This window comes from Patescibacteria group bacterium, assembly GCA_035288465.1.
Classification (GTDB): Bacteria; Patescibacteriota; UBA1384; order DATEAH01; family DATEAH01; genus DATEAH01.
Map to the genome: position 1 here is coordinate 17,252 of DATEAH010000009.1, position 19,856 is coordinate 37,107.

The 19,856-nt window shown below is 40.1% G+C and carries 19 protein-coding genes and 1 tRNA gene; 4 read left to right on the forward strand and 16 right to left on the reverse strand.

What is annotated here, in order from left to right; genetic code table 11:
• Window positions 1-3 precede the first annotated feature (3 nt).
• Entirely contained in the window at window positions 4-951 is a 948-nt protein-coding gene (locus VJJ80_03280) for a D-alanyl-D-alanine carboxypeptidase family protein (protein HLC39113.1), read from the forward strand.
• A 7-nt stretch (window positions 952-958) separates the two neighbouring features.
• On the opposite strand, the gene VJJ80_03285 is transcribed toward VJJ80_03280, so the two are convergent.
• The 8 genes from VJJ80_03285 to VJJ80_03320 all read right to left on the reverse strand — a co-directional run bounded on the left by VJJ80_03285 (window position 959) and on the right by VJJ80_03320 (window position 6,658).
• Window positions 959-1,444, reverse strand: coding sequence for a DUF456 domain-containing protein (locus VJJ80_03285; protein ID HLC39114.1), 486 nt, complete (start codon window positions 1,442-1,444; stop codon window positions 959-961).
• Window positions 1,441-2,139: a ribonuclease III gene (gene rnc / locus VJJ80_03290; GenBank protein ID HLC39115.1), complete on the reverse strand. Its 699-nt coding sequence runs from the start codon at window positions 2,137-2,139 to the stop codon at window positions 1,441-1,443. Before rnc ends, VJJ80_03285 begins: the two co-directional genes overlap by 4 nt.
• Window positions 2,140-2,258: 119 nt before the next feature.
• Entirely contained in the window at window positions 2,259-2,750 is a 492-nt protein-coding gene (locus VJJ80_03295) for an NUDIX domain-containing protein (GenBank protein HLC39116.1), read from the reverse strand.
• Window positions 2,740-3,213: a transcription antitermination factor NusB gene (gene nusB / locus VJJ80_03300; GenBank protein ID HLC39117.1), complete on the reverse strand. Its 474-nt coding sequence runs from the start codon at window positions 3,211-3,213 to the stop codon at window positions 2,740-2,742. Before nusB ends, VJJ80_03295 begins: the two co-directional genes overlap by 11 nt.
• A 72-nt stretch (window positions 3,214-3,285) precedes the next feature.
• A complete protein-coding gene (locus tag VJJ80_03305; protein HLC39118.1) occupies window positions 3,286-3,663 on the reverse strand; it encodes a four helix bundle protein in 378 nt (125 codons plus the stop codon).
• 10 nt (window positions 3,664-3,673) lie between these two features.
• The gene (gene rpmF / locus VJJ80_03310; protein ID HLC39119.1) at window positions 3,674-3,883 is read right to left on the reverse strand and encodes a 50S ribosomal protein L32; all 210 of its coding nucleotides are present in this window, start codon (window positions 3,881-3,883) and stop codon (window positions 3,674-3,676) included.
• A 296-nt stretch (window positions 3,884-4,179) separates the two neighbouring features.
• The gene (locus VJJ80_03315; protein ID HLC39120.1) at window positions 4,180-5,385 is read right to left on the reverse strand and encodes a hypothetical protein; all 1,206 of its coding nucleotides are present in this window, start codon (window positions 5,383-5,385) and stop codon (window positions 4,180-4,182) included.
• 307 nt (window positions 5,386-5,692) lie between these two features.
• Window positions 5,693-6,658, reverse strand: coding sequence for a hypothetical protein (locus tag VJJ80_03320; GenBank protein HLC39121.1), 966 nt, complete (start codon window positions 6,656-6,658; stop codon window positions 5,693-5,695).
• 1,285 nt (window positions 6,659-7,943) lie between these two features.
• Here VJJ80_03320 and VJJ80_03325 point away from each other — a divergent pair.
• Complete coding sequence (locus VJJ80_03325; GenBank protein ID HLC39122.1) at window positions 7,944-8,273, forward strand: hypothetical protein; 330 nt, start codon at window positions 7,944-7,946, stop codon at window positions 8,271-8,273.
• A 365-nt stretch (window positions 8,274-8,638) separates the two neighbouring features.
• On the opposite strand, the gene VJJ80_03330 is transcribed toward VJJ80_03325, so the two are convergent.
• The 8 genes from VJJ80_03330 to VJJ80_03365 all read right to left on the reverse strand — a co-directional run bounded on the left by VJJ80_03330 (window position 8,639) and on the right by VJJ80_03365 (window position 17,197).
• Window positions 8,639-11,479, reverse strand: coding sequence for a class I tRNA ligase family protein (locus tag VJJ80_03330; protein HLC39123.1), 2,841 nt, complete (start codon window positions 11,477-11,479; stop codon window positions 8,639-8,641).
• Window positions 11,480-11,568: 89 nt separating this feature from the next.
• Window positions 11,569-12,000 (reverse strand): GtrA family protein, encoded by a 432-nt coding sequence (locus tag VJJ80_03335; GenBank protein ID HLC39124.1) that lies wholly within the window; start codon window positions 11,998-12,000, stop codon window positions 11,569-11,571.
• Window positions 12,001-12,026: 26 nt separating this feature from the next.
• The gene (locus VJJ80_03340) at window positions 12,027-12,644 is read right to left on the reverse strand and encodes a peptidylprolyl isomerase (protein ID HLC39125.1); all 618 of its coding nucleotides are present in this window, start codon (window positions 12,642-12,644) and stop codon (window positions 12,027-12,029) included.
• 133 nt (window positions 12,645-12,777) lie between these two features.
• Complete coding sequence (locus VJJ80_03345) at window positions 12,778-13,566, reverse strand: TdeIII family type II restriction endonuclease (GenBank protein HLC39126.1); 789 nt, start codon at window positions 13,564-13,566, stop codon at window positions 12,778-12,780.
• A gap of 1 nt (window position 13,567) precedes the next feature.
• On the reverse strand, window positions 13,568-15,157 hold the full coding sequence (locus VJJ80_03350; GenBank protein HLC39127.1) for a DNA methyltransferase: 1,590 nt from the start codon (window positions 15,155-15,157) through the stop codon (window positions 13,568-13,570).
• 93 nt (window positions 15,158-15,250) lie between these two features.
• Window positions 15,251-15,324, reverse strand: a tRNA-Ala gene (locus VJJ80_03355).
• 145 nt (window positions 15,325-15,469) lie between these two features.
• Complete coding sequence (locus tag VJJ80_03360) at window positions 15,470-15,832, reverse strand: diacylglycerol kinase family protein (protein HLC39128.1); 363 nt, start codon at window positions 15,830-15,832, stop codon at window positions 15,470-15,472.
• A gap of 48 nt (window positions 15,833-15,880) precedes the next feature.
• On the reverse strand, window positions 15,881-17,197 hold the full coding sequence (locus tag VJJ80_03365; GenBank protein HLC39129.1) for a CCA tRNA nucleotidyltransferase: 1,317 nt from the start codon (window positions 17,195-17,197) through the stop codon (window positions 15,881-15,883).
• A gap of 87 nt (window positions 17,198-17,284) precedes the next feature.
• Here VJJ80_03365 and acsA point away from each other — a divergent pair, with 87 nt between their 5' ends.
• The gene (acsA, locus tag VJJ80_03370; GenBank protein ID HLC39130.1) at window positions 17,285-19,066 is read left to right on the forward strand and encodes an acetate--CoA ligase; all 1,782 of its coding nucleotides are present in this window, start codon (window positions 17,285-17,287) and stop codon (window positions 19,064-19,066) included.
• Window positions 19,067-19,208: 142 nt separating this feature from the next.
• Complete coding sequence (gene purN, locus VJJ80_03375; GenBank protein HLC39131.1) at window positions 19,209-19,823, forward strand: phosphoribosylglycinamide formyltransferase; 615 nt, start codon at window positions 19,209-19,211, stop codon at window positions 19,821-19,823.
• The last annotated feature ends 33 nt before the right edge of the window (window positions 19,824-19,856 follow it).

Genomic DNA, 19,856 nt, shown 5'->3' on the forward strand with positions numbered 1-19,856 from the left:
AAAATGGTTTCAAATTTTATTTTAGCAGTTACAATTTTAGCTGAAATTTTTGGTATTGTTCATCCCACCCAAAAGCTCTCGACCGAAATCGGTGAAAATTCTGTTTTTGTCAAATCGACTCCGGGACAGGTTTTAGGAGAAAGCTCTAAAGATTCACAACTTCCCCAAATAGCGCTTTCGCAGATTAATCCCTTGCCTCAGCCAATCCAAAAAAATCAATTTTCAACCAGGGCACGCTCAGCCTTAGTTTTAGATATGAATTCAAATAAAATTTTGTATCAAAAAAATGCCAATTTATCACAACCCATAGCTTCAATTACGAAATTAATGACCGCGGTGGTGATTTTAGATAATTTTAATGTTAATGAAACCGTGGATATTTCTGCCCATTCAGCTTTTCAGGTCGGTTCAAAAGCCCATTTATTACCCGGTGAACAAGTTTCCGCTTTAGAATTAATTAAAGCCATACTCATTGTCTCCGGCAATGACGCCGCCGCCGCCTTAGAAGAGCATTATGGTCAAGAAAAATTAGTCGCCACCATGAACGAAAAAGCCCAGTTTTTGGGCATGACAAATTCAAAATTTGCCGATGCGACCGGTTTAGATTCGGGTAATATTTCAAATGCGAATGATTTGGTTTTGCTGACTAGGTATGCGATGAAAAATAAAATCATTGTTGATGCTGTTATCACTAGGGAATATATTGTTGTGGCAAAAAATGGCCAAACTCAACATCTTATTCATACTACCAATCGTTTATTAAACCAATATCCAGATATTATTGGTGTAAAAACTGGTTTTACAAATGAAGCTGGCAATTGTTTAATTGCCGTTGCAAAACAAAACAAACATCAAATTGTCTCAATAGTGCTCGGCGTTGATAATTACGACTTGCGGTTTTCAGAATCGCGAGATCTTTTGGACTCAGCCTTTTCCGGTTTCAAATGGTAATTATAAATTAAAAAACCTTGCTTACAAACCAGCCGATCATGATGGCGGCTAAGGCAAATTTTAATATTGAGCCGAAAATAATTCCAAAAATTGCACCTACACCAGCCTTAACAGCTCCTTCAATTTTTTTATGGGAAAATATCATTTCAAAAAGAATTGTGCCTATAAATGCTCCGCCTATGATACCGACCAAGCCACCAATAAAAATCCCCACAATTGCTCCCACGATTGCGCCAAGAATGCCCATAAAATCTGCTTTGCCGCTTTTGGCACCTAAAATAGCTCCCAACCAATCAAATAATAAACCAAATAGGGTCAAAGCCAGAAAAATTATAATAAAAATTAAGTTTGTTTTTTCAAAACCAGTCCAAATCGAATATATGAGTGCGCCCAAAAAAACAAAAATTAAATCAGGCAATCCTGGCACCAAAATTCCCGCCAGTCCGACCAGCATTACAATTAAAGCAACAATAAATGGCGCTAAATCGGTCATTTTTTTGATTCCTTTGGCCATTTATCAATGGCATTTTGGGCAGCTTTTACTTGGGCTAATTGTTTAGATGATCCTTGTCCAAGACCTGCCTCTTTGTTGCCTAAAAATACGGTCATCGTGAAAATTTTCGCATGGTCGGGACCGGTTTCCTTCAAAACCTCATAGGTTGGCGTCACGCCCAATTCATCTTGGGCTTTTTCTTGTAACTGAGTCTTAGGGTCAATATAAATCTTTTTTTCAATAATTTCCGGCAAATCGCTTAAAAGGTGTTTTTCGAGAAATTTTTTTACCTTTTCGTAGCCTTTTTCTAAATATAAAGCGCCGATTAACGCCTCAAAAGCATTCGCTAGCAATAAATCTTTTTCACGGCCACCCATTTTTTCTTCCCCGCGGGATAAATACAAAAATTTTCCCATCTCAAATTTTATGGCAACTTTAGACAGGCTTGGTCCGCAAACCAAAGCCGAACGCCAGCCAGTTAATTCGCCTTCGGGATTTTGATAATTTTTAAACATATTTTCCGTCACCACTAATTCCAAAACCGCATCACCTAAAAATTCGAGCCTTTCATTTGACTCTAAAGTTAATTTCGGATTTTCATTCAAGAAAGATCGGTGAATAAAAACATTTTTGAGCAAATTTTTATTATCAAATTTAATCTCAATTTTACTTTCAAATTCTTTTAAATCTCGCATTATGCTCCTTTAGGGTAAATCATAATTTCTAAATTCTAAATCCTAAACAATATTAAAATTCAAAAGTCCAAATATCCCAAACATGTTTGAAATATTGTATTTTAGAAATTTGAATTTGTTTAGTATTTGGTGCTTAGGATTTCGGATTTCTTCAAAAGCAAAATTGCTTTTGAAACGATTGGCTTTAAATCTTTATATTTAATTAATTTTTCAGCCTCAATTATTGGTAACCATTTCGCATCTCTAATTTCATGTTTTTGAATTTTTAAAGCATCTTGCGGATCAGCTTTAACTAAAAAATATTCCACAATTTTAAAAATTGGTTGACCCTTAAGTCGAAAAAAATATTTTGCTTTTCCAATTTTTTCAATAATTTCTAATTTCACCAAACCGGTTTCTTCGGAAATTTCCCGTAAAGCCGCATGGGTCATTTTTTCTTTGATTTCCGGATGACCCTTTGGCAAGGCCCATTTTCCATAAGAATCCTTAATCACTAATATTTCAAATTTATTTTTTAAATCGTGGCTTTCAATTTTCCTATAAACCACCCCACCCGCGGAAATTTCAAATTTAGTCTTGGGTTTATTCAATTTTTTATTTTCACTCTGCATTTTTACTTTTTGCTCTTTTATTTTCAAATTTATTATCATCTTCTTTGACATAAACATCTGAATGGCGATAAATTGTCCCTAAAACACCGTTCACAAATTTAGAACTATTTTCCCCTCCAAAATTTTTAGCAATTTCAACCGCTTCATCTATGGCAACTTTTGGCGGCACGCGCTTATCTTTATCTTCGTACAAAAGCTCAAAAACTGCAATTCTCAGTACGTTTTTATCAACTCGAGCAATTTGTTCTAACGGCCATTCTGGGGCGGAATCGGCAATTAATTTATCAATCTCCTTGGTATGTTTGATGACACCCGAAATCGTATTTTTTACAAAATCTTCATCCGTATTTGGTTTTTCGGTAAAATTTCGATTTAAAATTTCCGTCAATTTTGCCGATGGCCTAAGATCAAATTCGTATAAAGACTGCATTGCGCAAATACGAGATTGATGACGATTTGCCATAATCGCTCCTTTTAGTCGCTAAAATTTAAGATTAAAAAGAAAAGATTATAAATTAAAATTAAAAATAACAGATTATTTATTTTTTAAAGTTAAAATACTTTTACCTAAAATATTACTAAGCTGATTCGTCTCGTCAAGGAGTTTGTTCGTTTTATATATTTCTGATTTTTTTGAATCGCGAAGTAAGCATAACCAAAATTTAGTTTCATTTGCAGATTTTAAGGCATGGCTTAGGAAATTTTTAAAATCATTTCGAGAACTTGACGCTTGAGCCTCCACGATATTTGCACTAATTGACGTTGCAGAACGTAATAGTTGTTTGTTTATAATCTGTGTTGTTGTATTTTCAGGCGTACTTTCAATAAATTTAATAATATTCAACGCAAAGACATAAGCTCTTTCTTTGGCAACATTGTTATTCTGTCCAAATCTTTGATTTTTGCTTTGCATTTTTACTCTTTTATTTTTTATTTTTTATTTTTTTAGTCACTTTTGTGGCGGTTTCTAAAACTTCGCGTCCTTTATATGTTCCACAAACTTGGCAGACATGATGAGGTAGATGTTTGGTACGGCATTTTGGGCAAATTGATAATTGAATTTTGGTTATTTTTTGTGATCCCTTGCGTTTTCGGTTTCGAGATCGAGATAGCTTTTGCTTTGGCTCTGGCATATTCGCTCCTTCCCTTCCTAATTTATTTGGGTCAGTCGCTTAAAATAAAAGATTAAAGAGAAAAAATAAAAAATCCTGTTATAAATTTTTAATCTTTGCTCTGCATTTTTAATCTTTGATTTTTAATTTTTACTTTTATATTTTCTTATCTAAATTATATCCGAAAAATCGCCAAATTGCAATCCCATATACCTATTATATATATTAATAAAGCCCTGCCTCAGCAGATGTGATCTGCGTCTGAGGCAGGGCTCGTATGATATCAGCAACTCCGAAAGTCGCTGTTAGGGGTTCGTTTACAGGGTAACTCCTTCGGCGATGTTTAGACAACGCGGCAGCCCAAAGGGGAACATCGAACACTTATTACCTGAACAAGTATTGCGGGGGCAGTCCTTGGCGAGCACTTTATCGTTGACGCCAACATACAGGGCATGGGACAACTCATCCATCGAAAGCATTGTAGATTTAATGTCATGTTTTTGAGAGCCATTCATCACTCCCCAGACAATGCCGTTTTTACCCCGAGGTGCGTACCACCAGGGACAGATGCCATTAAAATCATCAGGTGAAAGGTCGCAAATCCGGTAAGAATCCGTAATTCCTCGAGCCTTTAGCTCAAGCACCTTGATTATTCGCGCTGTATCAGCAAGATCTAAATATTCGTCTGATGGACCCAAATCATCCTGGGGACGATGCACCCATTGATTGAGGAGAATCTGGGTATTGCCCGATGATTGACGCTGAATAATAATATTGTGCTGCCCACCAGCTTTGCTTCGGCTATAACCGGCAACACCGTCCACATCAGTTTCGATCATTGCCACTGAAATACACATTCGTCCGATTATGAATGATTTACACTTCACTTTATCTTGATATTCTGCTGGGACAGTAGCATCATACCAACGTTTGTAATCAACCATACCGTCAACAATTCGTCCAACCAGCGTTTTCTCGCCTGGATCGCCAAGCTTTTTTCTTAGGTGCCCCATGATTGAAGGTAAACTAAACATTTCCAGAAGTCGGACCCGATCTTGTATTTCTTGCGGAGCTCCCAAATCACGAAGATCCTGAGAAACCGTGAAAGGCCCTTCGGTGTCGTGCATGTCAACATAATCAACAAGAGCTCGAAAATAAGGGTGAAATTCAACTCCACCCCGGCGCGCGACGAGACGGGTTGTCGAACAATCAACGTCACTGGTTCCATGGTGGTCAATAACGTAAAGGTCTAATTCCGGATCGTGCAATTTCTCAAGGGTTAAATGTTGTCTCCCAAAATCAAGAGCAATCGCACCAGCTTGTTTCATCTGTGCTAAGGTCATTGGCAGTTTGCCATGAAATTCAACTTTAGCCTCGCGAATTCCGGGAAATGCATGCAAACACTCTTCCTGGCGAGCGATTGCCAAAGATGCGAGGGCATCAAGGTCGGTATTTTGATGTAAAAGGACAATCTTAATGGTCGGATATTCTCTAATAGTTCGTGTCGGTTCTGAGTTAGCCACTTGAGTCACCTCTTGGGGCGTGGTAGAGATTAAATTGTGTATGTGCTTCTGGTTCAAGATTATATCAAATAAATTATAAAATGTCAAGATTTTAGTACAAAAAAATCCAAAATTATATTTTTTGGATTTAAAAACGATAAAGGCTGGCATAGGTGGATTCTGAAAGAGAGGATCAACAGAGCGAACTCTGTTGAAGATTCTTTCAGGCCTATGTCAGCCTTCTGGACATCAAGCTCTTGGGGAGCCTGATGTTAGTAGTTTAGGTTAGAACGGGGGTGTTGGTGGGTGGGGTGTGCCCCAGGTTGGGCTACCCCTCGCGGAGGAAGCTGTTGCGGGTGCGGGTGGGTTTGTTCTGCCGAGCGGCACGGCGAATCTCCTTGCCGTTCTCGGCGTTGCGCTTGGCATCGCGGCGGGAAGTGGGGCGGGAAGTGGAGGCCGGTGCGGCCTGAGTAGTGGTCTGTTCCAGGTAGGGACCCACATCGCCGTACTCGCGGTGATCAGCCTTGGCGATGATCAGCCGAAGACCAGTACCGTTCATGCGGTCCTGTACCGCGGCCACGAGACCCTCCCCGCGCTCACGCGAACGCAGGTACATACCGGCGTTCTTGAGCGCCGTTGCGACCTCGTTCCATGTCTCCTGCCATTGCGCGCCCTGAGCGAAATACGAGTGGGCACGTTCAAGCTCGACGGGGAAGCCGTCGGCTTCGGCCTTGGAGATGAACTTCTCGACGGACTGTCTGGCGGCAGTCTCGTTGCCCTGGAAGACCTCGCTGGCAACGCCGAGAAGTTCGGCGAGGCACGTCTCGAACTCGTCGTGGCTCATCGCAGCGACGGTCTGTCCCTCCCACGCATAGGAGGGTTCGAACTCGCGAGACGGCAGCTCAGCCTGTGTGGCCGATGCCGTCGCTGCGTCCGTGTCGGCGCAGACGTCGTCTGCGGTCTCGGTCTGTGTCTCGGCCGCGGGCTCTGCAGACTCAGCGACGGGTGTCGCTTCAGCCGCAGGCGCGGTTTCGGGGGTGGGGGCCATCTCGGCCTCGGACCCACCCTCGTCGCTCGGTGCCGGAGGGATCTCCTCCTCTACAGGAGCAGGAGGGATCACCTCTTCGGCGGCAATGAGCTTCGTTTCGCGAAGATCGAACCACGAAGCCCAACCGTCGTTGGCGGCGCGGAGCTTGGCGACGCCGTCGGTGTTCTCATCGCAGACCTGACAGAACTCCGTCAGAGTCTGTGCCCCCTGAAGGGCAGTCGAAAGATCAGCGAGAGTCAAAGACATTATTGAACCTCCAGTGGTGCTATATTCCCTCCGCTTAAGCGCGAGGGTTTGTAACCTTGGAGCATGATCACGTCGAGTATGTAAACGAGTTAGTACGACAAATCTAACTCGAGACTTTTCCAGACCTTGGATGTACAAGTTGCGATTAAGTCAAGTTGTGAAGGAACCGAGTTGATCTGGCAAACAGCGTGAAGCTGAAATAATACCATTACAACATATGCGTATATTATAGCAAATAATAATTTATTTGTCAAGAGTTATAGGAATAAAATCTCAGAAAATAATTTAGGCTCATAAAAAACGAACAGGGTGGGCAGAAAATCTCGGGTTGATAGCTGAAAGCTATCAAGCTTTGAAATTCTACCCACCCTTGGGTAAATTGTCAGATCCGACCGAAGTCGAATCATTAGTCATCGGGTACGGGCGGAATCGGTTCAAGTGTTGGAGTTGACGGGGCTGGAGGTGCGGGGGTTGGTGGCGTTGGTGTAGTGTCGGCGGTGGGACCAACAGTCGCGCCAGCGGCGAACCGAGTCCGATTGGTGACCCGGGTGGTGTATCTGATGTACACAGAATTCCGGGCCGGGATCTCGGTGACCCCAAAGTCAGACAAGGAGGCATCCCCACCAAAGAGTCGAGCAAGTTGCTCGTCCGAAATGGGGATGTCTTCGCCGTCCCGGCCGATGTTAAGCAGACCGGAACCGGCCACCAAGGTCGCGTCACCATGTAGATTGTCGGTGCCGCGAACCTCATCCGCACGGGTCGGGGTATACCCGGAGTTCTGCCAATCGAGGCGCCACCGGAGATAGTCCCCGACACCGGACTCGACATTCTCCTGCCAGCCTGAGCCGGCGGGAGTCCGAGTCAAGTTCCGGACAAGCTTGAACGTCCGGAGCGGAGGCGGGAGGATCACCCTCGAAGCAGCTCGCGCTTCCCGAATGGGGATTCCCAGGAACCAACCCCGCAAGATATTGGTAATCCTGCGACCGGACCAGAACAGAAGCCACAGGAGCCAGGCAACGACTCCTGCTGCGACGACGGACAATACCGTTACGAGTGTGGTCATTACCATAACCTCCTGAGGTATTCCCGGATGCCGATGTACGCGCAGCCCAAGATTACGAAAATCAGGGCTACGATGGCAACGAGTAGCCAAGGGCTGTCTCCTTGCCCATCGGGTGCGGACGGACCAGTCATTGTCTTGGATGCGAGGACCTGACGGTCTCGTGCCTCGACAAACGACTTTGAGACGACGCCGGATTTGATAGCCCATTCCGCGATGGTCTCAATGACCACGTGGCGCGATAGGCCATCTTGTCCGGCTGGTCCGCGAGGTCCGCGCGAACCGCGACGTCCCAGACCCGAAGGTCCAGGTACGCCATCTTTGCCAGCAGGACCAGGAGCACCGTTTTGGCCGTTTAGACCAGGCGCCCCGTCCTTAACGGCAGGCCCCGGGATTCCCTGCGGACCCGGAGGTCCGGCAAGTCCGCCAGTTGACACCACCACTGGGGGTGGTGTTGTGTCCGGTGAGACCGGAGGCGCTAGAGTTTCCGGAGTCGAATTGACCTCCGGTTGCTCCACTGGAATCTCCACTGGGATGGTCGGCTGGTTGGGCTGATCAGTGCGCCCAAGGACTTTTACGTCCCGGGCGTCACCTTCGGCCCTTGCAACTTGCAACGAGGCCACCGCTGCCAGGAGGCAAGCGGCGACCCAGAGAACGAACTTGTGACGGTTCATCGCCGTCACCTCCTATCCGGCAGCGGTGACCTCTCTGGTGGTCATCGTGCCTAAAACCGTCCCAATACACCCACAAAGGGTTTAATCAGGATCGGTCGAGAGCTATGTTAAAGTGCCTGAGGCACTTGGAATCTGAGAAATCTGAGAGTAAGCCTCGAATTCCTATATTATATCAAAAAAAGCTCCCTCTGTCAAGGGAATTAGCTTTATTTTACTAAATTTATTCTAGCGCACTATAAAATTTAATTAGATCACAAAATTTATTAAACGGTTTGGGACCCAGATCGTTTTTTTTATTTTTTTATCAGCCAATAACGCCAAAATATTTTTAGATTTTTTCGCCAGTTCAATTATTTCTTTTTCCGAAATTCCATTGACCACTGTTAATTTATCTCGAACTTTGCCATTAATTTGCACTACTACCAAAATATCTTTAAGTTTGACTAATTTCTCATTAAACTCAGGCCATTGTTCTTCGAAAATGGGATTTTTATGTCCTAATTTTTGCCATAACTCTTCAGCCAAATGCGGAAATATCGGTGCCATTAAAATCAGGATTTTTTCACCAGGCTTTTTTTCGTGATTAAAATATTCCATCATTGCCGAAATTGCGGTATTTAATCGAAAATTTTCTAAATCTTCTGTCACTTTTTTAATCGCATGATGTAGCAGTGGTGTTTCATTTTGACCAAATTTTGTCCCCCAGACTTTTTTCAAAAACCTAAAAATACCCAAGATGCCAGAATCCATCCATTCCGAATCCTCATCAGCCGGACCGATAAACATTTCATAGCCGCGTAAAGCATCGGTGCCATATTTTGCCACCAATTCATCTGGCGAAACAATATTGCCTTTGGATTTGGACATTTTTGCACCTTGATAATAAATCATGCCAATGTTAAATAATTTGCGAAATGGTTCGCCATCTGGATCAAAATTAGTTAATTTGAAATCGTGTAAAAATTTACAAATAAATCTCGCGTATAATAAATGCATCGTGGCGTGTTCAATACCACCAATATATAAATCAACCGGCAACCAAAACTCGGTTTTTTCCTCATCAAAAGCTTTTTCAGAGTTTTTCGCATCCGCGTATCTTAAATAATACCAAGATGAACAAACAAATGTATCTAAAGTATCGGTTTCTCGTACAGCTTCGCCGCCGCATTTTGGACATTTGGTTTCTAAAAATTCTTTATCGTGTTTTAATGGAGAACCGCCAGTCGGTTTAAATTCAATCTCTTTTGGCAACACCACTGGCAGCTCATTTTCAGGTACAGCCATCTCACCGCACTTATTGCAATATATAATAGGTATAGGGGCACCCCAATAGCGCTGCCTCGAAACCAACCAGTCTCGTAAATGATAAGTGGTGGTTTTTTTAGCTTCGCCCTTTTTCGCCAACGAGCTTGTAATCTTAATTTTTGCTTCATTAGAATCCAAGCCATCAAATTCACCCGAATTTATCAAAATTCCCGTCTCCTCATAAGCCAAATTTTCATGATCAATTCGGTCAAACCACAAATCTAATTCTGCACAAGTCATTCTGGCTGGAGTAATTTGCTCGCGAGATAACCATTCAATCTCGTGTTTTTCTTTTTCTTCCGCAGAAACTGGTACGCGCTCGTCATCAATCAATTCAAAATACAAAGCATTCGTCATCGCCTGCCGATTGACATTTTTGTGAGCGGCATAATATTCGGAAAAAACCAGACCGCCTAAAAATCGAGTGAATTTAACATTCACAAAACCGGTTTCTTCTTTAATTTCTCTTTTGGCTGCCCCTACTAAATCTTCGCCATCTTTTGCGCCGCCAACCACAAAAGCGATCCAGGGTTGTTTTTTCCAATTCAAACAGAGGTATTTTTTAGTTTTTGGATTGAAAACTATGGCATGGACTGAATTTCTTTTGGCAATTTCTTTTCCGTCTTTGGGTGGATTTTTAGAATCAATTCGATGGGGGATAATGACATCTTTTATCGGTAAATCGTATTTCTTAGCAAATTCAAAATCGCGCTGGTCATGAGCTGGCACACACATAATTGCACCTGTCGCATAATCTCGCAAAACATAATCCGCGACCCAAACCGGGATTTTCTCGCCATTTACCGGATTAACCGCGTATGCACCCGTGAAAACGCCAGTTTTTTCACGAGTCGTAGAAGTTCTTGCTATTTCCGAATATTTTCCGGCCTTTTCCACGTATTCCGCCACCGTCTTTTTTTGTTTAGGAGTAGTAATTTTAGCCACCATTTCGTGTTCTGGGGCCAAAACTAAATAAGTGGCGCCAAATAAAGTGTCGGGTCTGGTGGTAAACACCTCAATAAAATGTTTCGAATTTAATATTTGAGATTTAGGATTTGTTTCGAATTTCGAATTTCGAATTTCGAATTTAATCGTTACTCCCTCAGAGCGTCCAATCCAATTTTTTTGCAAGATCTTAGTTCGTGCTGGCCAATCAATTTTTCCCAAATCCGCTAATAACCGATCGGCATATTTAGTAATCTTAAAAAACCATTGTTTTAAATCTTTTTTGACCACTTTTGAACCGCAACGTTCGCATTCACTTGCCACCACCTGTTCATTAGCCAAAACCGTGTGGCAAGATGGACAAAAATTAACCAAGGCTTTTTTGCGATATGCCAAACCCTGTTTATATAATTGCAAAAATAACCACTGCGTCCAGCGATAATAATCAGGGCTTGAGGTATTAATTTCTCGTTCCCAATCATATAATGAACCAATTTGTGCCAATTGTTCTTTAAATTTAGAAATCGCAGTCTCAGTAAATTCCGCCGGATGAGAATTTTTTTTAATCGCCGCATTTTCCGCCGGCAAGCCAAAAGCATCAAAGCCCATCGGATGCAAAATATTTTTACCTTTTAAAATTTGATAGCGCGTCCAAATGTCAGACAAAACATAGCCTCGCCAATGCCCCACATGCAAACCTTCCCCAGATGGATAAGGGAACATATCCAAACAATAAAATTTGGGCTTTTTAGAAAAATCCACGGCCTGATTTAAATTATTCTTGGCCCAAACTTTTTGCCACCTGGATTCAATTTTTTGAGGATTATAATCTGTCATAAATTATTCCTTTTGAGTAAATTTTATCAAAAAAAATCAAATTTCGCAATTAAAATTGGCAAAATTTCAATAAATTAAATTTTAGGAGGTTATGATTGAGTTTGGATTTTGCTCTTTTGCTTAAAGACCCAGAATTTACTCCAGATATAGTTCCAAATAAAAACCAATATTAGCGAAATAATTTTTGCATAATTGAACCATAAATGGGCATATTGAATAAAAACAAACATCGCCAATAAATTTAAACCAAAACCCGTGCCGCGGACAATAAAAAATTGAGTGTATTCAGTCGCTTTATTGCCTTTACTTTTGAAAGTCCAAATCCGATTCCAAATATAAGCATTCGTGGCCGCCACGATAAAGGAAATTGAGGTGGCAAGGTAAACATTCGTATGAAAAACTATCACCAATAGATTTAAAACCGCAAAATCAATTACCAACGATGAAAGGGCAACTAAGGCAAATTTTAAAAATTCAAGCACATTTTTTTGAGTTTTTTGGGGTTGGCTATTTTCCGGCATTTACTCCTCCTTTAAAAAATTTAGTCCTATTTAATATTTTCGATTTTTATTGAATTAATTTTGTCGCCAACTGCGATATTTTTCACTACATCCATTCCGACAGTAACTTGTCCGAATAAATTATATTGTTTTGGCAGGGTTGGTTGATCATCTAAACAAATAAAAAATTGCGAGCCGTTGGTGTCTGGACCAGAATTAGCCATCGCCACTGTGCCAGCTTTATAATCTCCTTGAACTTTCTCATCCTCAAATTGATATCCCGGGCCACCCGATCCGGTTCCCTCGGGATCTCCGCCCTGAATCACAAAACCAGGTACTACACGATGAAAAGTTAAACCATCATAGAACCCTTTTTCAGCTAAATATACAAAATTACTGACCGTTTTTGGCGCAGAATCTGCATATAATTCAAATTCAATTTTGCCCTTGCCAGTTTCTAAAACGGCTTTTTTGTTATTAATTTTATCTTCTGCTAAAATTCCAGGAAATTCTAATTTCATCCCAGTCTCCTTTTTAATATTATTATCAGCGGTATTTGTGTCGGTGTTATTATTAGTATTTGATTTTGCGCCAGACCCTTTGAGTCCAAAATATGCAAAAACCGCAATAATCGCAATTAATATAATAATTCCAAAACTTTTCATGAATAATATATCCTTAGGTAAAAAATTATTTATAACACATGTGTTTCGAAAATAAATCTATTTTATTATTGAAAACTTTAATATAATTGTCGGCTAGTTTTTTTTATTTTAAATTCTTCAGTTAAGTATTTTTTCATATCTTATTATTTAAACCCTTCATCTTTTTATCTATCTCATTATAAAGTTCTGAACCTACTTCCTCAAAAACTTTTAATAAATCTTCATAAGTATTTTTACCGCCAAGTAAATCCCAAAATTCAACCCCAACCAAAACTTCTTCTTTCAAGTCAAAAAGTCCTTGCAATGTCCAACGCTCATATGGTTTTGGTTCGTAAGGATTATATGGAATAGCAACGATTGTTTTAATTTTTGCTTTTGGGTTTTCACTACCGCGCATCGTAATCCAATCTAGCATTTGCTTTTTAATGCCGGTAAATTCGTTCATGTTTGGTTTTGCGCTTTTTAGTTCAAAATAATACTCTGTTTCGTCTTTCATTTCTATAAAAAGGTCAACGCGCTTTTTAAGTTTTTTTCCCATTTCGCCTTTGCCGGCTACGGCCAATACTTCTTTCGTTTCTTTATCCTTATCAGGCGTTCGTGAAGCAAGACGTAATTCACGCATTATACTATCAATTTTCAAAACGGCTTCGCTACTGATATATCCTTCAAATCCTTTATATTGTCCTATTGCTTGTTTGGCTTTTGGCTCGGCGATTATTTTACCAACCTGCTCAAAAATTGATGTTCCAAGTATTGTGTTTACTGATTGAATAAAAGAGAATAACGCCATTCTATCTTTGCCGAGTAAACGAAAATGAAATGGCATTGAATTTGTCTCCGGATCATAAGTCGCCAACTTTTGGCGGATTTTACTTACTAAATACTCCTTAATCTGTTTGCTTTGTTGAGTTGTGAGTGCCATATTATTTTTCCTTTTTTAAGTGAAAAATTATTTCCGAATAAGGAGACTTGTCCCGTTCGGTTCTATTTAATACTGGTCGTTTAAATTGGTTTATAATTTTCATTCCAACTCGATCGGCAATTGTAGAATAAAGATTGTATTTATCGTTTGCAACGATGAATACATCAAAATCATTAGCTAAAAATTTTCTACAATTAAGCAGAACTCTTGAAATTCCCTCAACATAAGATGCGCGCGCTTCCGTACTCTGACCTTTATAAAGCGGTCCTATCTCAAGCTCATCTCTGCGTTCAAATCCGAAAAGATCGTATGCATAAGCATGTTGCTCGTGATAATCAATTTGACCAACATAGGGTGGTGAAGTAAAAATGCCATTGATTTTTTTCTTCTTTAAAACCTCGTAGAATTTTTTGTTTCTTTTTTTTACTTCTTCAAAAATATCCACCGTCCGAGAGTCTGCAGGAAGTATGGTATAATGTGCGTTTGTCTTTAGCTTTGTGAAGGTTCTGAGTCGATATACAGTATCAACTGCATATCGATCGAACCACTCCTTTACTGAGAAAAGAGGCTTACAGATCTTTTTGTGTTTCCAGCAATAATAAGTTGTTATTTGCGGTTCTTTGAGGGTAGCTAAATCCGAGTGTGTCGTTGCGCGGCACGACCTTATCGTTCGACTCAAAATTATCGCTAATATCTTTTTATTCCTGACATCTTTTACTTTCTTGATTTGTTTAAATGCAAAATCAATTTCTTTGCGTATATTTTTAATATACCATTTGTCTAAGAAGTTTTTAGCGGAAAAATGATTTAATTCAATACCATATTTCTTAACGAGGCCGTTATAAATTTTCAAAAATTCTTTTTCTTTCTCTGTCGAGTATTTTTTTTCATCTATTTGTCTTCTTTGAACCTTATATTTGAATTCTGGACTTGGGAAGTATTTATTATTGAAATTTGTCATATGCATTAATAGCTCATTTTCAAAACTAGTAAGATTAATGTCAGCCTCGTAGTTTGTAATTGCTTGTCTTATTTTTTCAACTTCGCTCTCAAGAGCTGGAAAATCATAATCGAGCAACTTTGTTTCTGTCATCATGCAATTAAAACGAGATATATCAATACCGATAGCATTTATTCCCATTTCATGTGCTTGTACAAGTGTTGTTCCTGAACCGGAAAACGGATCAAGAACAATGTCGCCTGAATTAAAATAAACATCTTTTTTAAAATTGTCAGTATGGTTGTCAATAAAATATTGGACAAGTTGCGGAATAAACTTGCCTTTGTACGGATGCAAACGATGGACGTGCTTTGTCGTGTCCTTTTCTTTGAGGTGATCAAAGGACAATGCCCAATTCAAGTCATTACCAAGTCGTTTTTTCCAATCAATCTCTTGTTTTCCTCGATATGAATCATAATAATTTTTTAAATCGTTTAGATTAACAAAAATAGAAGCACCGCTATTGTGTTTTTTTATTTTCCCGTATTGAACTAAATACGAAATATTTGATTCGCTAATATCGCGCCTAAGGAAATCACTTGCCCAATGACTCGCTTCTTTAATTGTTAGAAGTTGTTTAGTTTGTTGCATGATTCCATTTTATCAAATCATCAATTAAAACGCCCAGCGCTTTGGCTATTTTTGAATGTTGAATTTTCAAATTATAAAAAATAAAATAATTTTTGGACCCAGCCGGATTCGAACCGGCGGCCTCATGCATGCCATGCATGCGCTCTAGCCAGCTGAGCTATGGGCCCAAATTTGTAAAAATCCTAAGCACGAAATCCTAAATCCTAAACAAACTCTAATGATCAAAATTTTAAATGTTTAAAATCGGTTTTGAAAATTTGAATATTGGGATTTTGATATTGTTTAGAATTTAGATATTCGGATTTCGAATTTTCAACGAAGGTGTGGCCAAAAAATAATAATCCCTACCACCAGTGAAACGATAGACCACAATAAAACAAAACCGGCCATCATGTCTTTAATAATTTTAACGTCTAAATCATTTGAGGGATGAAAACGATCCAAGGTAAATTCGACTAAAGTGTTTAAGATTTCCGCCGCAATCGTTGATGTCACAAAAAGCAAAAGAATTAATTCCTTATTAAATTCCAATTGATAATACCAGGCTAAAAACATTACCAATATCCCGACTACCAGCATAATCCATAAATTTTGTTCAGTGACTAGCGATCGCCACAAACCAGACCAGGCGTAAAAAAAGCTTCCTTTAAATCTTTCCCAGCTTGAAAAAATCATTTTCCCTCCTCCTAATTTTACCCAATTTGTACCTAAAAATCAATAAATTTATATATTTTTAATAAATTTTTCCGCTTCAACTTTAGTTTTTACTTTTTCTTCGAGCTGCGCATCCATTAAAGCTTCCATAATTTTTCCTACCTCAGGGCCAGATTCAATTTTTAAAATTTTCATAATCTGATTACCATTTAATAGTGGAATAGGTGGTTGTGGTTTTTTCAATTCTGCCTGATATAATTTTAAAGAATAATTATACAAGGTTAAATCTTCAGGCATTGATCCTTGGCCATCAGCTTTCCAAACCGCCAATAAGTCGTGAATCCAAGGATGCCTTGCCCAGCGGATTTGTTTGGCCAATTTCATTTGCATAATATCTTTGTGGCGTAAATGTTCGCGTACCAAAAAAACCACTTTTTCAGAAAATTTTCGTGGAAATTTTAACCTTTTCATAATCTTTTCTGTCATTTGCGCTGATAATTTAACATGGCCATAAAAAGTGATTCTTTTGCCATATTTTGGGTGTTCGCGGATTTTCCAGGTTTGCGGTTTGCCAATATCATGCAGTAAAACTGCCCAAATCACCGATAATTTTGCCTGGGCTGGAATTTTTTTCAATGATAAAATCGTATGAATCCAAACATCGCCTTCAGCATGAAAATTATTAGGCTGTGTTGAACCTTTGCCGTTTTCAAGCTCTGGCAAAAGATGATTTAAAATTTCTAATTTTGACAAATCTTCAATACTTTTAGTTCTGGAAGGATTTTTGAGCATTTTATTCAATTCATCTCGAATTCTCTCGGCAGATACCGAAATTACCAATTTCGCATTTTTACGAAGCGCTTTTTCGGTTTCTGGATCAAATTTAAAACCCAAAGCATTTTTAAAACGAACCGCGCGCAAGATTCGCAAATGATCTTCGCCAATTCTTTTTTCGGGATTGCCAATAAATCGCAAGATCTTATTCTTAATATCTTTTTGCCCGTCAACCCAATCGATTACTTTATTTGAAAGAGGATCATACAAAAGGGCATTAACCGTAAAATCTCGGCGTTTAACATCTTCTTCGGCGGTTGCCCAGGAGACTTGGGATGGTCGGCGAGAATCACGATAATCCGCTTCGGTGCGAAAGGTGGCGACTTCAAATTGATGTTTATTTTTGATCACCAAAATCACCCCAAATTTTTTCCCCACCGCCACGGTTTTAGAAAATAGTTTTTCGACTTCGTCGGGTTTTGCCGAGGTGACAATATCAAAATCATGGGGAGTTTTACCCATGACAATATCTCGTACGCACCCGCCAACCCAATAGACTTCGTGTCCGGCATTTTTGAGTTTTTTGACAATTTCCAAGGCTGTTTTTTTCATAATTAATTTAATATTAGCATGAATTCCGCTAAAAATGAAGCTTTGACGAATCCGCTCCGGTTTGATATTGTGGAGAAAGGAGGTAAAATGTCTAAAAAATTTACTTATGAGACTATCAAAAAATCAAAAAAAGACTTAAAAATTGAGCCAAATCTACCAGATTATGACAAGACCCATCAAACTTGGGATTGGAAGAAGGCTGAAAAAGCCCTAACTTGGTTTCCGGGCCACAAAATCAACGCTGCTTACAATGCCATTGACCGGCATGCCGAAGGTGAACGTAAAAACAAAGTGGCACTTTACTGGATGGGCGAAGACGGCACCAAAAAGGAATTCACTTTTTGGGAGATGCAGAATTTATCAAACCAAGTCGCTAATATCTTAAAAAATCATGGACTCGAAAAAGGCGAACGAGTTTTCCTATTTTTACCCAGAAATCCCGAACTTTATTTTAGCTTTTTGGGAGTGATTAAAACTGGCGCCATTGCCGGCACCATGTTTCAGGCCTTTGGACCCGAAGGGATACGCGACCGTTTGCAAAATTCCGGCGCCAAATTTTTAATCACCACCAGCGAAATGGTCAAACGCGTTTACAAAATTAAAAAAGATCTTCCAAATTTAGAAAAAATCTTTTTAACTGATGTCAAACCTGGCCAAAAACTCAAAAAAGGCGAAGTCGACTTTCAAAAAGAAATGAAATCAGCCTCAGTTGAGTTTAAAGTCGTGGAAATGAAACCCGAAGATTACGCCTTTATGCTTTATACTTCAGGCACCACTGGCAAACCCAAAGGCGTGGTACATAGGCACTTAGCTATTTTACAGGAACATTTTACCGCCAAGTGGGTTTTAGACATTCATGATTCTGATATTTATTGGTGCACGGCTGATCCGGGCTGGGTGACCGGCATCGCTTATGAAATTTTAGGGGTTTGGTCAATTGGTGCCTCGTCAGTGGTTTATGATGGCAGATTTGATCCGGCAACTTGGTATCAGATTTTGCAGGATTATGAAGTCACAGTTTGGTATACCGCGCCAACCGCAATTCGCATGTTGGCAAAATCTGGCACTGATTTGGTCAAAAAATATGATTTATCCCATTTGCGCTATATGGCTTCGGTGGGTGAACCTTTAAATCCTGAACCGATTAAATGGGGCATGAAAGCTTTTGGTTTGCCATTTCATGATAACTGGTGGCAGACCGAGATTGGCGGCATTTCCATTGCCAATTACCCAACCATGGACATCCGTTTAGGTTCAATGGGCAAGCCAATTCCTGGCGTCTTTGCCACCATTTTGTCGGATGATGGCAAGGAATTGCCAAATTTGCATGAAGGCAATTTAGTTTTAAAGCCGGCTTTTCCGTCGCTCATGAAAGCCATTTGGCGCCGTCCCGGCAAATTTAAATCTTATTTTATGAAGGGGCTGGCTGGCCACGAGCGGGGAGTCGAGTGGTATATTACCGGCGACCGTGCCTTCAAAGACAAAGACGGTTATTTTTGGTTTATTGGTCGTGCTGACGATGTCATTAAAACTGCCGGCGAAAGAGTTGGTCCGTTTGAAGTCGAATCTGCCTTAATTGACACCGGCAAAGTCATTGAAGCAGGCGTCATCGGCAAGCCAGATCCAGAACGTGGCGAAATTATCAAAGCCTTTTGTATATTGCGGCAAGGCGTGACCCCATCTGAAAAATTGAAAACAGAACTCTCAGAATATGTCAAAAAACATTTAGCCGGCCACGCCTACCCCAAAGAAATTGAATTTGTCGAAACTTTACCAAAAACCCGCTCAGGCAAAATTATGCGACGTGTTTTAAAAGCCAAAGAACTCGGTTTACCGGTTGGCGACACCTCGACACTTGAAGAGTATTAAATCGCCTCATCGGCGATCCGCCAGAGAGGCGGAATATACAAAAAAGCTTCTGGAAAACTTGAATCTATAACCTAGGAGCTTTTTTTATTGGCAAAAATTTCGAATTATGGTATAATTTTGATATTAGTAAGGAATTAAAATAATGGAAAAATTAAAATTAGCGGTTTTAATCGGCCGTGGTGGCAGGTTAGAAGCCCTCTATAATAATTGCCAAAAATCAGGACTTGCAGAAATCGTGGCGGTAATTTCACATAAAAAAGAATCACCCGGGATTGAGTGGGCAAAAAAGCAGGGGATTGAGGCTTTTTATTTTCGCTGGTCAGATTTCAAAATCAACAATAATAACCGTTGCGCTTTTGACACCGAATTAGCTAAAAAATTACAAAAATCAAACCCAGACCTAATTGTTATGGCTGGCTGGGATTTGATAATTCACGACGAACTAATCTCCAAATTTCCCAATAAAGTTATCAATATTCATCCCGCCTTATGTCCCGCATTTCCCGGTACGGAAGCCGAAAAACAAGCTTTAGACTATGGCGTGCAATTTACCGGCTGCACAGTTCATTTTGTGACCGATGAAGGCGTTGATACTGGACCAATCATTCAGCAAGCGGTGGTTAAAATCGAAAAAGGCGAAACCGTTGAATCATTACAAGCCAAAATTCACCAAGGCGAAGATGAAATATTAGCCGAGGCTGTCAAATTAATTGCCCTCAAAAAAATAAAAATCTCCGGTCGCAGAGTGGAGATTTAAAAATTACCAAAACTCAATAAAATTATGCTCGAA

Coding starts and splice junctions, on each gene's coding strand:
- VJJ80_03280 (HLC39113.1), top strand. CDS start 4: ATGGTTTCAAATTTTATTTTAGCAGTTACAATTTTAGCTGAAATTTTT.
- VJJ80_03285 (HLC39114.1), bottom strand. CDS start 1,444: ATGACCGATTTAGCGCCATTTATTGTTGCTTTAATTGTAATGCTGGTC.
- rnc (HLC39115.1), bottom strand. CDS start 2,139: ATGCGAGATTTAAAAGAATTTGAAAGTAAAATTGAGATTAAATTTGAT.
- VJJ80_03295 (HLC39116.1), bottom strand. CDS start 2,750: ATGCAGAGTGAAAATAAAAAATTGAATAAACCCAAGACTAAATTTGAA.
- nusB (HLC39117.1), bottom strand. CDS start 3,213: ATGGCAAATCGTCATCAATCTCGTATTTGCGCAATGCAGTCTTTATAC.
- VJJ80_03305 (HLC39118.1), bottom strand. CDS start 3,663: ATGCAAAGCAAAAATCAAAGATTTGGACAGAATAACAATGTTGCCAAA.
- rpmF (HLC39119.1), bottom strand. CDS start 3,883: ATGCCAGAGCCAAAGCAAAAGCTATCTCGATCTCGAAACCGAAAACGC.
- VJJ80_03320 (HLC39121.1), bottom strand. CDS start 6,658: ATGTCTTTGACTCTCGCTGATCTTTCGACTGCCCTTCAGGGGGCACAG.
- VJJ80_03325 (HLC39122.1), top strand. CDS start 7,944: ATGACCACGTGGCGCGATAGGCCATCTTGTCCGGCTGGTCCGCGAGGT.
- VJJ80_03330 (HLC39123.1), bottom strand. CDS start 11,479: ATGACAGATTATAATCCTCAAAAAATTGAATCCAGGTGGCAAAAAGTT.
- VJJ80_03335 (HLC39124.1), bottom strand. CDS start 12,000: ATGCCGGAAAATAGCCAACCCCAAAAAACTCAAAAAAATGTGCTTGAA.
- VJJ80_03340 (HLC39125.1), bottom strand. CDS start 12,644: ATGAAAAGTTTTGGAATTATTATATTAATTGCGATTATTGCGGTTTTT.
- VJJ80_03345 (HLC39126.1), bottom strand. CDS start 13,566: ATGGCACTCACAACTCAACAAAGCAAACAGATTAAGGAGTATTTAGTA.
- VJJ80_03350 (HLC39127.1), bottom strand. CDS start 15,157: ATGCAACAAACTAAACAACTTCTAACAATTAAAGAAGCGAGTCATTGG.
- VJJ80_03360 (HLC39128.1), bottom strand. CDS start 15,832: ATGATTTTTTCAAGCTGGGAAAGATTTAAAGGAAGCTTTTTTTACGCC.
- VJJ80_03365 (HLC39129.1), bottom strand. CDS start 17,197: ATGAAAAAAACAGCCTTGGAAATTGTCAAAAAACTCAAAAATGCCGGA.
- acsA (HLC39130.1), top strand. CDS start 17,285: ATGTCTAAAAAATTTACTTATGAGACTATCAAAAAATCAAAAAAAGAC.
- purN (HLC39131.1), top strand. CDS start 19,209: ATGGAAAAATTAAAATTAGCGGTTTTAATCGGCCGTGGTGGCAGGTTA.